The 15492-nt window shown below is 54.3% G+C and carries 13 protein-coding genes; 8 read left to right on the top strand and 5 right to left on the bottom strand.

Annotation, left to right across the window (positions count from 1 at the left end; all coding sequences use genetic code 11):
• Window positions 1-189 precede the first annotated feature (189 nt).
• Complete coding sequence (locus tag GA0061070_RS01720; protein WP_090133126.1) at window positions 190-1017, top strand: protein bax; 828 nt, start codon at window positions 190-192, stop codon at window positions 1015-1017.
• Between the two features lie 52 nt (window positions 1018-1069).
• Here GA0061070_RS01720 and xylR read toward each other — a convergent pair whose 3' ends face one another.
• The 4 genes from xylR to xylF all read right to left on the bottom strand — a co-directional run bounded on the left by xylR (window position 1070) and on the right by xylF (window position 6133).
• A complete protein-coding gene (gene xylR, locus GA0061070_RS01715; RefSeq protein ID WP_090133124.1) occupies window positions 1070-2248 on the bottom strand; it encodes a D-xylose utilization transcriptional activator XylR in 1179 nt (392 codons plus the stop codon).
• Window positions 2249-2353: 105 nt separating this feature from the next.
• Window positions 2354-3535 (bottom strand): xylose ABC transporter permease XylH, encoded by a 1182-nt coding sequence (xylH, locus tag GA0061070_RS01710; protein ID WP_090133122.1) that lies wholly within the window; start codon window positions 3533-3535, stop codon window positions 2354-2356.
• Window positions 3513-5054 (bottom strand): xylose ABC transporter ATP-binding protein, encoded by a 1542-nt coding sequence (locus GA0061070_RS01705; protein WP_090133120.1) that lies wholly within the window; start codon window positions 5052-5054, stop codon window positions 3513-3515. The genes xylH and GA0061070_RS01705 overlap by 23 nt, the downstream gene beginning before the upstream one ends.
• Window positions 5055-5140: 86 nt before the next feature.
• A complete protein-coding gene (gene xylF / locus GA0061070_RS01700; protein WP_090133118.1) occupies window positions 5141-6133 on the bottom strand; it encodes a D-xylose ABC transporter substrate-binding protein in 993 nt (330 codons plus the stop codon).
• 349 nt (window positions 6134-6482) lie between these two features.
• Between xylF and xylA the strand changes: the two genes are divergently transcribed.
• The 4 genes from xylA to GA0061070_RS01680 all read left to right on the top strand — a co-directional run bounded on the left by xylA (window position 6483) and on the right by GA0061070_RS01680 (window position 10888).
• A complete protein-coding gene (xylA, locus tag GA0061070_RS01695; RefSeq protein ID WP_090133115.1) occupies window positions 6483-7805 on the top strand; it encodes a xylose isomerase in 1323 nt (440 codons plus the stop codon).
• Between the two features lie 50 nt (window positions 7806-7855).
• The gene (gene xylB / locus GA0061070_RS01690; protein WP_090133113.1) at window positions 7856-9310 is read left to right on the top strand and encodes a xylulokinase; all 1455 of its coding nucleotides are present in this window, start codon (window positions 7856-7858) and stop codon (window positions 9308-9310) included.
• Window positions 9311-9431: 121 nt separating this feature from the next.
• The gene (locus GA0061070_RS01685) at window positions 9432-9971 is read left to right on the top strand and encodes an isochorismatase family protein (RefSeq protein WP_090133111.1); all 540 of its coding nucleotides are present in this window, start codon (window positions 9432-9434) and stop codon (window positions 9969-9971) included.
• Window positions 9968-10888 carry a GlxA family transcriptional regulator gene (locus tag GA0061070_RS01680; RefSeq protein ID WP_090133109.1) on the top strand — a complete coding sequence of 307 codons (921 nt, stop codon included), beginning with the start codon at window positions 9968-9970 and terminating at the stop codon, window positions 10886-10888. Before GA0061070_RS01685 ends, GA0061070_RS01680 begins: the two co-directional genes overlap by 4 nt.
• On the opposite strand, the gene GA0061070_RS01675 is transcribed toward GA0061070_RS01680, so the two are convergent.
• A complete protein-coding gene (locus GA0061070_RS01675) occupies window positions 10881-11876 on the bottom strand; it encodes an acyltransferase (RefSeq protein ID WP_090133224.1) in 996 nt (331 codons plus the stop codon). The two genes, GA0061070_RS01680 and GA0061070_RS01675, sit on opposite strands and share 8 nt — an antisense overlap.
• A gap of 169 nt (window positions 11877-12045) precedes the next feature.
• Between GA0061070_RS01675 and GA0061070_RS01670 the strand changes: the two genes are divergently transcribed.
• The 3 genes from GA0061070_RS01670 to glyS all read left to right on the top strand — a co-directional run bounded on the left by GA0061070_RS01670 (window position 12046) and on the right by glyS (window position 15472).
• Window positions 12046-12345, top strand: coding sequence for a YsaB family lipoprotein (locus GA0061070_RS01670; protein WP_090133107.1), 300 nt, complete (start codon window positions 12046-12048; stop codon window positions 12343-12345).
• A gap of 136 nt (window positions 12346-12481) precedes the next feature.
• Window positions 12482-13393 (top strand): glycine--tRNA ligase subunit alpha, encoded by a 912-nt coding sequence (glyQ, locus tag GA0061070_RS01665; RefSeq protein ID WP_035886762.1) that lies wholly within the window; start codon window positions 12482-12484, stop codon window positions 13391-13393.
• A 9-nt stretch (window positions 13394-13402) separates the two neighbouring features.
• On the top strand, window positions 13403-15472 hold the full coding sequence (gene glyS / locus GA0061070_RS01660; RefSeq protein ID WP_090133105.1) for a glycine--tRNA ligase subunit beta: 2070 nt from the start codon (window positions 13403-13405) through the stop codon (window positions 15470-15472).
• The last annotated feature ends 20 nt before the right edge of the window (window positions 15473-15492 follow it).

Here is a 15492-nt window from a genome sequence, read left to right as displayed (position 1 = left end):
GATTTGCGATAACCACCACATTTATCACTCTCTGTCCATTTTCTACACAATTTCCTGGTGACATGGTTTCGGAATTGGATTATTTCTGTACGTGCTCTTGTACGCTATTTTTGGTATGATTCGAGGTTCAGCCCTCAAATTTATGCAAAAAGAAGGTGTTGGAATGTTCATATCCGACCAGGAGACCTAATGATATCGATACCCATGCGACGACCTGGGGCGACGATACTCATGTTTTTCACCCTTATATTTTCGGGTGGAGTGCTGGCAAAGACGCACACAGAAACAGCGAGTCACAAAGCCCACGTCACTAAGGCAAACGTAAAAAAGCAGGCAAGCAGTAAAAAAGAGTATTCTCGCAATAGTGTAAATAGCAGCTCACTTCCTGATTTGCGAAAATACCCTTCCGGAACCCCAAGGAAAAAAGCGTTTCTCCGGACAGTAATGCCTTACATCACCAGTAAAAACTCAGCGATTGCCGCCGAGCGTAACTGGCTGCAAAAGAAACAGTACGACAGCCAATGGTCGCCTGCCGAACGCGCGCGCCTGAAGGATATTGCCAACCGCTACAAAGTGAGCTGGTCCGGGAATACGCGCCATATCCCCTGGAACACGTTGCTGGAGCGTGTGGATATTATTCCTGACAGCATGGTCGCTACCATGGCGGCGGCAGAAAGCGGCTGGGGTACCTCTAAGCTTGCACGTACCAACAACAATCTGTTTGGTATGAAGTGTGCCAAGGGTGCCTGTAAAAATGGCCCGGGTAAGGTGAAAGGCTATTCCCACTTTGAATCTCTGCAGGAGTCGGTTGAGGCCTACGTCACTAATCTGAATACGCACGCGGCTTATGCGTCGTTCCGTAAATCCCGCGCACAGTTACGTAAGGCCGATCAGGAAGTGACAGCTTCAAACATGATTCATAAGCTGAAGGGTTACTCGACCCGCGGTGCGAGTTACAACAACTACCTGTTTGCCATGTATCAGGACAATCAGCAGTTAATCGCTGCTCACATGTGACTGTTTTCAGTGATAAAACACCTTCCCTGTGGAAGGCGTTTTTCTTTGTACGTTATATCAGCACTTCGCTGTAGCGGTCGCGGTAGTCTTTTGGTGTGCTGTCGTACTCTTTGCGGAAGACGGAATAGAAATATTGCAGCGACGGATAGCCGCACATCTGTGAAATCTCGTTGATCGAGAGTGACGTTGAAATCAGCAGGCTACGCGCTTTTTCCAGTTTCTCTGCGTGGATCACCGCATGTATGGTTTCCCCCACTTCCTCTTTAAAGCGCTTCTCCAGATTGGAACGCGAAATACCGACAGCATCCAGTACCTGATCGACTTTGATCCCCTTACAGGCATGATTGCGGATGTAGTGCATCGCCTGAATGACAGCCGGATCGTTCAGCGACCGGTAATCAGTCGAACGTCGTTCCACCACCCGCATCGGCGGTACCAGCAGCCGCTGAAGCGGTAGGGTTTCGCTATCCAACAGACGATGCAGTAATTTCGCCGCCTGATAGCCCATCTGCCGCGTGCCCTGCGCTACGGAAGAGAGCGCGACGCGGGAGAGATAACGGGTCAGCTCTTCATTATCGATGCCAATCACACACAACTTTTCCGGTACCGGAATATGCAGATGGTCGCACACCTGCAGAACGTGGCGAGCGCGGGCGTCGGTCACGGCAATGATGCCGGTTTGCGGCGGTAGCGTTTGTAGCCAGTCGGCAAGCCGGTTCTGCGCGTGCTGCCAGTTTTCCGGCGCGGTGGTCAGTCCCTGGTAGACCACGCCACGGTATTTCTCCTGCGCGACAAGCCGGCAAAAAGCATATTCACGTTCAGCAGCCCAGCGCTTACCACTGGAAGCGGGCAGGCCGTAAAAGGCAAAACGGTGTACGCCTTTCTCTTTCAAATGCAGGAACGCGCTCTCAACCAGCGCGTGATTGTCGGTGGCGATGTAATGGACCGCAGGGTAGCTTTCCGGCGTGTGATAGGAGCCGCCAACACCGACGATTGGGACGTCAATATCGGCCAGTACCTGTTCTATTTCCGGGTCGTCATAATCGGCAATAATACCATCGCCGACCCACTCTTTAATATTCTCAATGCGCGCACGGAAATCTTCCTCGATAAAGATATCCCACTCGGATTGCGACGCCTGCAAATACTCGCCTACGCCCTCGACAACCTGGCGGTCATAGGCTTTATTAGCATTAAATAGCAACGTGATGCGATGGCGTTTTTCAAACATGTCTCTGGGATTCCTGGCTTTCCACCTATTCTGATTATCATATCCAGCCCACTGCCGGATAAAAAAGATCCGGCAGTGTGATCACGCCTGTATTCATCACTCCTTTCAGGCCCGGCGTTTGGTCGCGGAATCCATCCACACCGCCAACAGTAAAATCGCGCCTTTGACGATGTATTGCCAGAAGGTGGGCACATCCATCATGCTCATACCGTTATCCAGCGAGGCCATAATAAACGCCCCCATTACGGCACCCGCAACGCTACCAATCCCGCCTGCGAGGCTGGTGCCGCCAATGACACAGGCGGCAATGGCGTCCAGCTCGGCGATATTCCCGGCCGAAGGCGAACCCGCGCCGAGGCGTGAACTGAGGATTAACCCGGCAATTGCCACCATCAAACCGTTGATGGCAAATACCGCTAGTTTGGTACGTTCAACGTTGATACCGGAAAGCCGGGCGGCTTCCAGGTTACCGCCGATGGCGTAAATCCGGCGGCCAAACGCGGTTCGCGTGGCCATAAACATCCCGGCCAGCAGAAGAAACGCCAGCAGCAGCACTGGCGTGGGAACGCCACGATAATCATTGAGCAGCCAGATAGCACCCAGCACAATCACTGCGATAAGCGCCTGACGGCCAATCGCGCTGGTGGAGGCTGGTGTCGTGAGGCCGAGCGACTGGCGGCGCAACCGCCCGCGCCATTGCCAGAGCACAAACACCACCATGCCCAGAACGCCGACGCCGAAACCAACACCGTCTGGCAGGTAGCTTTGGCCGATTTGCGACATCGCCACACTGGTGGGAGAAACCGTGGTGCCGTTGGTGATGCCGATTAACACGCCGCGAAACGCCAGCATACCGGCCAGGGTGACGATGAATGACGGCACTTTGCGATAGGCCACCCACCAGCCATTCCATGCGCCCAGCAGCAGGCCGAGCACCAGCGTTACTGCCACGGTGAGTGGCAGTGGCCAACCGAGCCAGACATCAAAAATTGCCGCTGCGCCGCCGAGCAGGCCCATCATTGAGCCAACGGAGAGGTCAATTTCTGCGGAAATAATGACGAACACCATACCGACCGCCAGAATACCGGTGATGGCGGTCTGGCGTAGCAGGTTAGAGATATTGCGTGCGCTCAGGTAAGCGCCATCGGTCATACCGGTAAAAAACAGCATGATCACTACGATGGCAGCAATCATGACAAAGACCTGTAAGTTGAGGGATTTCAGACCGGAAAATACGCCCGGTGAGACCGTGGATAGCTTCATTTCAGACGGGTTGCTTTTCGACATGATGTTCGCTCCTCAGTGCCGCTTCCATGACCTGCTCCTGGGTCAGATTACGATTGATAAGATCGGCTTTCAGCTTGCCTTCATGCATCACCAGCACCCGGTCGCTTAAACCCAGCACTTCGGGCAGTTCGGATGAGATAACGATGACGGCAATCCCTTGCTGCACCAGTTGGTTAATGAGTTTGTAGATTTCATATTTCGCGCCGATATCAATACCGCGCGTCGGTTCGTCGAGGATTAAAATGCGCGGGTTGAGCAGCAGGCAGCGGGCCAGAATCGCTTTTTGCTGATTGCCGCCACTTAGGCGGCCAATGGCAAGTGCTGGCGATGAGGTTTTTACTTTTAACCGTTGTAGAGACTGTAAAATGCAGGCCTGCTCTGCCGCATCGTCCAGGCTGCTGAGTGTGCCGGTAAACTGATCCAGCGCCGCAAGAGTAATATTTTTTCCCACTGCCATAACCGGCACGATGCCATCTTTTTTGCGATCTTCCGGCACCATCGCAATGCCGTGCGCAATGGCCTGCTGGCAGTTGTGGATCTCCACCTGCTTGCCATCAAGGTAAATCGCACCCTCCCAGCGTCCGGGCCACACGCCAAACAGACACTGCACGGCTTCGGTTCTGCCTGCGCCGACTAACCCGGCGATACCGAGGATTTCGCCACGTTTCAGGCTGAAAGAGACGTCATTGACGCGTTTAATATGGCGATTAACCGGGTGCCAGGCAGTCAGGTGTTCAACGCGCAGGATCTCCGAGCCGGTAGTATGTGGCTCGTTGGGATAAAGCGCCGTAAGCTCGCGACCAACCATCATGGTGATGATGTCATCTTCGCTCATGCCCATTGCATCGCGGGTGCCGATATGTTTGCCATCGCGAATGACGCAAATCACGTCAGATATCGCTTTGACTTCATTGAGTTTATGGGAGATATAGATACAGGCGATATCATGGTTGCGCAGGTCGCGGATGATATCCAGCAGCACCGAGGTTTCCTGTTCGGTGAGCGAGGCTGTCGGTTCATCCAGAATAAGCAGCCGCACCTGCTTATTCAGCGCTTTGGCAATTTCCACCAGTTGTTGCTGTCCCAGTCCTAAATCGCCTACCCGGGTGTCCGGTGAAATGGCCAGCTTCACCTGGTTAAGGAGTTTTTCGCAACGCAGCGTCATCAGGTCGTAATCCATCACGCCATTACGGGTGATTTCCGCGCCGAGGAAGATATTTTCCAGCACCGTCAGGTGTTTCACCAATGCCAGTTCCTGGTGAATGATAGCGATACCTTTACGTTCGGTGTCGCGGATATGGCTGGCCTGCAAGGTTTCGCCGGCAAACACTATCTCCCCGTCGTAACTGCCAGCCGGGTAGATCCCGCACAGGACTTTCATCAGTGTTGATTTACCGGAACCATTCTCGCCGCACAGTGATAACACTTCGCCAGCATTCAATCGCAGGCTGACGTTATCAATGGCTTTCACAGCACCAAAGGCTTTGGTGATGTTTTTCATTTCGAGTAAATAAGGCATAGCTGCTCCACGTCATTTGCTGGTCTGACAACGCCTGAAAGAGGAGGCGGAGGGCGCGCCCGCAATGGAGAGGCGCGCCGAACGTGCTAGAGCTGGTTTTTCTGATGGAAACCATCTTTGATGACGGTGGCGTCGATATTGTCTTTCGTCACCTCGATAGGCGTCAGCAAGCGGGACGGGACATCCTTCAGACCGTTGTTGAGCGTGGTATCTGCTTTCGGCTGCTGGCCGTTGCCCAGCTCGACGGCAATTTCCGCCGCCGTGTTGGCAAGCTGTGTAATCGGCTTGTAGACGGTCATTGTCTGGCTGCCGTTAATCAGCCGTTTTACCCCGGCGAGATCCGCATCCTGGCCGGAGATGGCGACTTTCCCTGCCAGCCCCTGGGCGCTAAGCGCCTGGATTGCACCGCCTGCGGTGGCATCATTTGAGGCGACGACAGCATCGATTTTGTTATTGTTAGCGGTGAGCGCGTTTTCCATTATTTTCAGCGCATTTTCCGGCAGCCAGCCATCGACCCACTGATCGCCGACAATTTTGATTTTTCCGCTATCGATATACGGTTTTAAAACTTTCATCTGCCCGGCACGGAACAGCTTAGCGTTATTATCTACCGGTGAGCCGCCCATTAAAAAGTAATTCCCTTGCGGCACTTTATTGACCAGGCTTTGCGCCTGTAATTCCCCGACTTTTTCATTGTCGAAGGAAATATAGAAGTCGATATCTGCATTATTAATCATGCGATCGTAAGCCAGAACTTTAATACCTTCCTGTTTGGCTTCTTTTATTACGTTACTTAATACCTGACCGTTGTAGGGAATAATAACCAGGACATCAACGCCACGATTTATCATATTTTCAATTTGCGACATTTGTGTTTCTTCATTGCCATTGGCGGATTGAACAAACACATTAGCGCCGAGTGATTCGGCTTTTTTAACAAAAATATCGCGATCTTTTTGCCAACGTTCAAGGCGCAGATCGTCAATCGCCATGCCAATCTTCACTTCTTTGGCGTGGCCAACGGCGCTGGCAAGGAGCAGGGAGGCGCAGAGTGTAAGGCAAAGGTTCTTTATCTTCATAATAGTAATACCTTTCGTAGGGTGATGAGCGAGATAAAAGAAACATGCACTGCTTTGGACGAGCAAATTTTTAACACGGAACGTTAAGTTGGCAATTACTGATTTTTATCCACGCATTACGTTTTTTGGTTTATTTCCTGATTTATGACCGCGATCTTATTTTAAAAAAAGAAAAATAGATTTTGCATAAAAAAGAGGAAGGCTACACGCAACAATAGTCGACGTTATTTTGCGAGCCAGCGCACGTTTGCGTATTCTCTTAATGGCGGTGTGAAATAACGTAATTGAGCAAGCCGGAGAGAGAATCCAGTATTACTTCAGAATTGTTCACTCGCCAATGGAGCTCATTATGCAAGCTTATTTCGATCAGCTGGATCGGGTTCGTTATGAAGGCCCAAAAACCACGAATCCTTTAGCGTTTCGTCATTACAATCCGGATGAGCTAGTGCTCGGTAAGCGCATGGAAGATCACCTGCGTTTTGCCGCCTGCTACTGGCACACTTTCTGCTGGAATGGCGCGGATATGTTCGGTGTGGGCTCCTTCGATCGCCCGTGGCAGCACCCTGGCGAGGCCATGGAGCAGGCGAAACGCAAAGCTGATGTCGCCTTTGAGTTTTTCCATAAGCTGAACGTCCCCTTTTACTGCTTCCATGACGTCGATGTCTCTCCCGAAGGCGCATCGCTGAAAGAGTACCTCAACAACTTTGCGCAGATGGTGGATGTGCTGGCTGAAAAACAGCAACAGAGCGGCGTGAAGCTGCTGTGGGGCACGGCGAACTGCTTTACCAACCCGCGCTATGGCGCAGGTGCGGCGACCAATCCCGATCCGGAAGTCTTCAGTTGGGCCGCCACGCAGGTGGTAACGGCGATGAACGCCACCCATAAGCTCGGCGGCGAAAACTATGTGCTGTGGGGCGGTCGTGAAGGGTATGAAACCCTGCTGAACACCGATTTGCGTCAGGAGCGTGAACAAATCGGCCGCTTTATGCATATGGTGGTTGAGCACAAACACAAAATTGGTTTTCACGGCACACTGCTTATCGAACCGAAACCACAGGAGCCGACCAAGCATCAATACGATTATGACGCAGCCACTGTGTATGGCTTCCTGAAGCAGTTTGGTCTGGAGAAAGAGATCAAACTCAATATCGAAGCCAACCACGCCACGCTGGCGGGTCACTCTTTCCATCACGAAATCGCTACGGCCATCGCGCTGGGGCTGTTTGGCTCGGTGGATGCGAACCGAGGCGACGCGCAGCTCGGCTGGGATACCGATCAGTTCCCGAACAGCGTGGAAGAGAATGCGTTAGTGATGTATGAAATTCTCAAGGCTGGCGGTTTTACCACTGGTGGGCTGAACTTTGACGCCAAAGTGCGTCGCCAGAGCACCGATAAATATGACCTTTTCTACGGACATATCGGCGCCATGGATACCATGGCGCTGGCGCTGAAAGTGGCCGCTCGCATGGTGGAAGATGGCGAGCTGGATAAACGTGTTGCGAAGCGCTATGCCGGCTGGAATGGTGAGCTGGGCCAGCAAATTTTGCAGGGACAGCTTAGCCTGGCTGAACTGGCGAAGTACGCTGAGCAGCAGAACCTGGCACCGCGCCATCAGAGCGGTCATCAGGAACAACTGGAAAATCTGGTCAATCATTACCTCTTCGACAAGTAACCGGTGCAGCGCCGCGGGTAACGCGGCGCACATCAACAGGAGTGGTCACTATGTATATCGGGATCGATCTCGGCACCTCAGGCGTGAAAGCTATTCTGCTCGGTGAGCAGGGGGATGTGCTGACCTCTCATACGGAAAAACTCAGCGTATCGCGCCCGCAGCCATTATGGTCCGAGCAGGATCCTGAACAGTGGTGGCAGGCGACGGATCGTGCAATTCAGGCGCTGGCCGCCGCGCATTCGTTACAGCAGGTGAAGGCTATCGGACTTGCCGGGCAGATGCACGGCGCCACGCTGTTGGATAACGAAAACCGCGTGCTACGTCCGGCTATTTTGTGGAATGACGGTCGCTGTGGCGAAGAGTGCAAGCTGCTGGAAGCGCAGGTGAAAAATTCCCGCGCTATAACCGGCAATCTGATGATGCCCGGTTTTACCGCGCCGAAGCTGCTGTGGGTTCAGCGCCACGAGCCGGACATCTTCGCCAGAGTCGCGAAGGTATTGCTACCCAAAGATTATCTGCGTCTGAAAATGTCCGGCGTTTTTGCCAGCGATATGTCGGATGCTGCGGGCACGATGTGGCTGGATGTCGCGAAGCGCGACTGGAGCGATGAGATGCTGGCGGCCTGCTCGCTCACCCGCGCACATATGCCTGCGCTGTTTGAAGGCAGCGAAATAACCGGCGAACTGCTGCCGGAGGTTGCCCGGCGCTGGTCAATGCCCGTTGTTCCTGTGGTGGCGGGCGGCGGTGATAATGCGGCAGGCGCCGTGGGCGTGGGCATGGCCGATGCCGGTCAGGCGATGCTCTCGTTGGGGACATCTGGCGTTTATTTCGCGGTCAGCGAAGGGTTTCTGAGCAAGCCGGAGAGTGCAGTACACAGCTTTTGCCACGCACTGCCGGGGCGCTGGCATCTGATGTCGGTGATGCTTAGCGCCGCCTCCTGCCTGGACTGGGCAGCACGGCTGACAGGGCTGGAATCGGTGCCCGCCCTGATCCACGCGGCGGAGCAGGCGGACGACAAAGCGGGTGATCTCTGGTTTCTGCCCTATCTTTCCGGCGAACGCACACCACACAATAACCCGCAGGCGAAGGGGGTTTTCTTTGGCCTGACGCATCAGCACGGGCAGGGTGAGCTGGCGCGTGCGGTGCTGGAAGGCGTGGGCTATGCGCTGGCGGATGGCATGGATGTGGTGCATGCCTGCGGCGTGACGCCAAAGAGTATTACGCTTATTGGCGGCGGTGCGCGTAGCGCCTGGTGGCGGCAAATGCTGGCGGATATTAGCGGCCTGCAACTCGATTACCGTACCGGCGGTGATGTTGGTCCGGCGCTAGGCGCGGCGCGGTTGGCGCAGGTCGCAATGAACCCGGATGTCCCGCTGGCAACGCTGTTACCGCAGCTTCCCATTGAACAACAACACCTGCCGAACGCCGAACATCATGAGATGTACGCTTCGCGTCGCGAGACGTTCCGGCGCATCTATCAGCAGTTGTTACCGCTGATGTCCTGACCGTTCCGGCTCACTTTCTTCAGTGGGCCGGAATCATCCTGAGGTTGTCCTTTTTGGGTATTAGCAGGCATAACACTCCTTGCCAGAATAGCGTTATCCCCACTGAGCAAGGAGTCCTGAAATGTCACGTACCGCCCTTATCAATATCGACACACAACAATCTTTCTTTCATCGTGAATACTGGCAGGAGAAGGATTTTCCTGCCTTCCAACAGGCCATTTCCGCTCTGATTTCTGGCTGTGAAGCGCGCGGCGTTCCGGTTGTCGATATCTTTCACGTTGCTGACAGCGGCCCTTTCTCGCTGGAAAGTGGCTTTGTCTCGCCGATGCCTTTTCTGACACATCAACCGGCCGTTACCTTCTACAAGCATGTGCACAATGCTTTTACCGATACCGGGCTTGATCGCTGGTTGCGCGTGCGTGATATCAACCATTTGATTATCTGCGGTATCCGCACTGAACAGTGCTGCGAAACCACAGCGCGTGTGGCGGCGGATTTGGGGTATCGTGTGACGTTTGCCAGCGAAGCTACGCTGACCTTTCCGATGACGCATAAAGGGATTACGCTGGATTGTGATGCGTTGCGCCATCGCACTGAAACGGTGCTGGAAGGCCGCTTCGCCACGATTAAAACCGTCCACGAGATTCTGGAACGCGAATGACAACAGATGTCTGGTTTGTGATGTTGCCAGGAGTGCTGGCGCTGGATATGACCGGCCCGGCGGAAACATTTGTGCTGGCGCAGGATGCTTTTCGCCTGCATTACATCGGGCCGGACGCCGAAGTACCTACGTCGATTGGCCTGAATATGGGCAACATCTCGCCGCTGCCGGAAACACTGCCGGCAGGCAGTTTGCTGGTGTTGCCCGGTGTCAGCGATTCGGCGAATTTTTTCAACACGCCGCAAGCCAGTCTCGTACTTCACTGGCTGATGCGCCTGCAACCGCAGATCCACAATCAGAGCATTACCCTGATGTGCGTCTGCTCGGGCGCGGTGCTGGCGGCGAAAGCCGGATTGTTGAGTGGCGTGCAGTGCACCACGCATCATGACGTGATTGCGCGTTTAAAAGCGGCAGCGCCGACCGCGCAGGTGAAAGAGAACCGTATCTTTATTGAAGATCGCGGCATCTGGACCAGCGCGGGTATCACTTCCGGCATCGATCTGGCCTTACATCTGATCAACCGCCTGCGGGGCCCGGAAACGGCGCTGGCGGTGGCGCGTGAAATGGTGGTCTGGTTCCGCCGTTCCGGCGACGACCCGCAGATTTCGCCGTGGCTGCGTTACCGCAATCATCTTCACCCGGCAGTGCATCGGGCCCAGGATGCGCTCACCGCCGAGCCGCAAAAAGCATGGCAACTGGCGGATATCGCTGAATGCGCGCACGTCAGCCCGCGCCATTTGACGCGCCTGTTCCAGCAACATCTGGGCATCAGTGTGCGCGACTACCTTGAACAGTTACGCCTGGTGATTGCTGAACAGAGTTTGTTGCAGGGGCACGGTGCGGAGCAGGCGGCGCTGGCTGCCGGATTCTCTTCGCCGCGTCAGTTGCACCGGGCGCGGGCGCGAATGGCTAGCTAACGAAACGCCGTCGGTCGAGGCGCTGAACCAGCATTGACAGCGCCAGGCTTGCCAGCAGCGTGGCGACAAAAATCCACACGATATCGAGTAGCGGCCAGTTGCGCAGCTCCACGCCGCGAGTGCGTAGTGCATGGATGATTAGCGCATGGAAACCGTAAATCCCCAGCGAGTGACGTGAAATCAGTGCCAGGCCCGGCAGCGTGCGATCGTTTAGTGTATTTTTAACCAGTGTGAACAGTGCAATGGCGCAAAGGAACACTAGTGGGCCGCAATAGAGATACCAGGTGTCGGCAAAGTTGCCGCGCCACCTCAGTTCGTGCAGTGTACCGCGCGAAATACCCCAGATTGCCAGCAAAAAGATCGCCGCGCTGAAAAGCGTCAACTGCCGTCTTTGCGTCTCCATCATGCCAATCGCCCGTCCCAGCATGCCGTAAAGGATGTAGTAAAACGTGTCGCCATTGATGTAGAGGTTGATGGGTAACCATTCAAAATGGCCGATCTTCTGCGACACTGTATTCGGGTTGGCTACAATACCTGTGACCACAACCAACGCCAGCAGCATTTTGCCGCTGAGCGCTTTCACCTGAATCAACGGCGAAACCAGGTAGATAACGATAATCGCGAAGAAAAACCACAGATGGTAGAACACCGGTTTTTGCAGCAGGTTACGCAGAGATAACTCGCTGTTAATCGAGGTAAACAGCACGATATAGAGCAGGGCGATAACGCTGTAAAACACCAGACACAGTGCGATGCGCAGGAAATGGCGCGGCTGCGCGCTGCGTTCGCCAAAAAAGAGATAACCCGAAATCATAAAGAACAGCGGCACGCTAACGCGGGAGGCGGAATTCAGCAGATTTGCGATATTCCAGTCGAAAGTGGTAATGCTGGCCGGGTTGGTGATGTACCAGGTGGTGGTATGAATCATCACCACCATCAAACAGGCTATCCCTCGCAGATTATCTATCCAGTAAATTTTAGACTGCATCAGTTCCTCTGTTTTAATGTTAAATATCCTCTGACCTGCCATTTATCCACCTAACGCTCTGGATAATTCTGAGTTTTCCTGCATCCGCTTGTGCAGTTTTCCACAGTTTTGCAAAACTATTGTTGTTACTCTTTAAAAATAACAGCCAGCGAACGGGGCAGTGATAAAAATGATGAAATCTCTTGTACCGATGTTGCTACTGTTAGTGGCAGGATGCAGCGCCACTCCGGGCTCGCCCGTACAGCGCGCGCAAAACGCCAGACCGGACCCCGTTCACTCCCTTGATATGGAGCAGTTATGCCGGCAAAGCGCCGCGCATCGCTACAATACCGCAGCGCAAAAAATTTCCGTTACCGGTTTTGAACAATTTCGCGGCAGTTACGAAATGCGCGGTATGACACCCCGTAGTGAGGCGTTTGTCTGCGCTTTTGACGCAGAAGGCCATTTTCTACATCTTTCGATGCGCTAAGCGTCCAGAACACGGCCAGCGGCCGTATGATTTTCCCAATTTTCCTTAAACACCTCCGTTTCATACTGTATATCTTGCAGTCAGCGGGTATACTTGTCGCTTCCTTTAAATCCACACGTATCCAGCACGAAAGAATATGCAAAAGTTTGATACCAGGACCTTTCAGGGTCTGATCCTGACCTTACAGGATTATTGGGCCCGTCAGGGCTGCACCATCGTTCAACCTCTGGACATGGAAGTTGGCGCCGGTACCTCCCACCCGATGACCAGTCTGCGCGCGCTGGGGCCAGAACCGATGGCGACTGCCTATGTCCAGCCATCCCGCCGCCCGACCGATGGCCGTTATGGCGAAAACCCGAACCGCTTACAGCACTATTATCAGTTCCAGGTGGTGATTAAACCTTCCCCGGATAACATTCAGGAGCTGTACCTCGGGTCACTGAAAGAGCTGGGTATGGATCCGACGATTCACGATATTCGTTTCGTGGAAGATAACTGGGAGAACCCGACGCTGGGCGCCTGGGGCCTGGGCTGGGAAGTGTGGCTGAACGGTATGGAAGTGACGCAGTTCACTTACTTCCAGCAGGTGGGTGGTCTGGAGTGCAAACCGGTTACGGGTGAGATCACTTATGGTCTGGAACGTCTGGCCATGTACATTCAGGGCGTAGACAGCGTTTACGACCTGGTCTGGAGCGACGGCCCGCTGGGTAAAACCACTTACGGCGACGTCTTCCATCAGAACGAAGTGGAGCAATCCACTTACAACTTTGAATACGCAGATGTCGACTTCCTGTTCAGTTGCTTCGAACAGTATGAAAAAGAAGCGCAGAAGCTGCTGGCGCTGGAAAACCCGTTGCCGCTGCCTGCGTACGAACGCATTCTGAAAGCCGCCCATAGCTTCAACCTGTTGGATGCGCGTAAAGCCATCTCCGTAACGGAACGTCAGCGCTATATCCTGCGTATTCGCACGCTGACTAAAGCAGTCGCTGAAGCGTATTATGCTTCCCGTGAAGCCCTTGGTTTCCCGATGTGCAACAGAAATAAATAAGAGGCGGCCATGTCTGAGAGAACATTCCTGGTGGAAATCGGCACCGAAGAGCTGCCACCAAAAGCACTGCGCAGCCTGGCCGAGTCCTTCGCTGCCAACTTTACCGCTGAACTTGATGCTGCGGGCCTTGCCCATGGCGACATACAGTGGTTTGCCGCGCCGCGCCGTCTGGCGCTGAAAGTGGCAAAACTTGCCGCATCGCAAGCGGATCGTGAAGTTGAAAAACGCGGCCCGGCAATTGCGCAGGCATTTGATGCCGAAGGCAAACCAAGCAAAGCCGCTGAAGGCTGGGCGCGTGGTTGCGGTATTACTGTCGATCAGGCCGAGCGTCTGACTACCGACAAAGGCGAGTGGCTGCTCTATCGCGCCCATGTAAAAGGCGAAAGTGTCGAAACGCTGCTGCCGAATATGGTTGCCACTTCGCTTGCTAAGCTGCCGATCCCGAAACTGATGCGCTGGGGCGCATCGGAAGTGACGTTTGTGCGTCCGGTGCACACCGTTACGCTGCTGCTGGGCGACAGCGTTGTTCCGGCGACAATTCTGGGCATTCATTCCGATCGCGTGATCCGTGGCCATCGCTTTATGGGCGAGCCGGAATTCACCGTCGATAATGCCGATCAGTATCCACAAATTCTGCTTGAGCGCGGTAAAGTGATCGCCGATTACGATGCGCGTAAAGCCAAAATCAAAGCGGATGCCATCGATGCGGCGCGCAAAATTGGCGGTAATGCCGATCTGAGCGACAGCCTGCTGGAAGAAGTCACCTCGCTGGTGGAATGGCCGGTGGTTCTGACGGCGAAATTCGAAGAGAAATTCCTCGCTGTCCCGGCGGAAGCGCTGGTCTACACCATGAAAGGCGACCAGAAGTACTTCCCGGTTTACGGTAACGACGGCAAACTGCTGCCGAACTTTATCTTCGTTGCCAACATCGAATCGAAAGATCCGCAGCAGATTATCTCCGGTAACGAGAAAGTGGTGCGCCCGCGTCTGGCGGATGCTGAGTTCTTCTTCAATACTGACCGCAAAAAACGCCTTGAGGATCATCTGCCGCGCCTGCAAACCGTGCTGTTCCAGCAGCAACTGGGTACGCTACGCGACAAGACCGACCGCATTCAGGCGCTGGCAGGCTGGATCGCCGGGCAGATTGGCGCTGATGTCAATCATGCTACCCGCGCTGGTTTGCTCTCCAAGTGTGACCTGATGACCAACATGGTGTTTGAATTTACCGACACCCAGGGTGTGATGGGAATGCACTATGCGCGTTACGACGGTGAAGCGGAAGATGTTGCCGTTGCGCTGAACGAGCAGTATCAGCCGCGTTTCGCCGGTGATGAACTGCCGTCGAACCCAATTGCCTGCGCGCTGGCGATTGCTGACAAGATGGACACACTAGCGGGTATCTTTGGTATCGGCCAGCATCCAAAAGGCGATAAAGACCCGTTCGCGCTGCGCCGCGCCGCGCTGGGTGTGTTGCGTATTATCGTTGAGAAGAACCTGGCGCTGGATCTGCAAACGCTGACTGAAGAAGCGGTGCGTCTGTACGGCGACAAGCTGACCAACGCTAACGTGGTTGATGATGTGATCGACTTTATGCTGGGTCGCTTCCGCGCCTGGTATCAGGATGAAGGTTTCAGTGTTGACACCATTCAGGCCGTACTGGCGCGCCGCCCGACCAAACCGGCGGACTTCGATGCGCGTATGAAGGCGGTTTCGCACTTCCGTACTCTGGACGAAGCGGCGGCGCTGGCGGCGGCCAACAAGCGTGTCTCCAACATTCTGGCGAAGTCTGATGAAACGCTGAACAATATCGTTCACGCCTCGGTGTTGAAAGAAGCGGCCGAAATCAAACTAGCCGGTAATCTGGTGGTGCTGCGCGATAAGCTGGAGCCATTCTTTGCACAAGGTCGCTATCAGGAAGCGCTGATCGAACTGGCGCAACTGCGTGAGCCGGTTGATGAGTTCTTCGAGACGGTAATGGTAAACGCCGACGACAAAGATGTGCGTATCAATCGACTGACGCTGCTGTCGAAACTGCGTGAATTGTTCCTGCAGGTGGCGGATATCTCTCTGCTGCAATAAGTCAGCCGCAACGAAAAAAC

It is taken from the genome of Kosakonia oryziphila, from assembly GCF_900094795.1.
Classification (GTDB): Bacteria; Pseudomonadota; Gammaproteobacteria; order Enterobacterales; family Enterobacteriaceae; genus Kosakonia; species Kosakonia oryziphila.
Note: the sequence above shows the minus strand (reverse complement) of the source record. Positions and strands in the feature narration are given on the sequence as shown.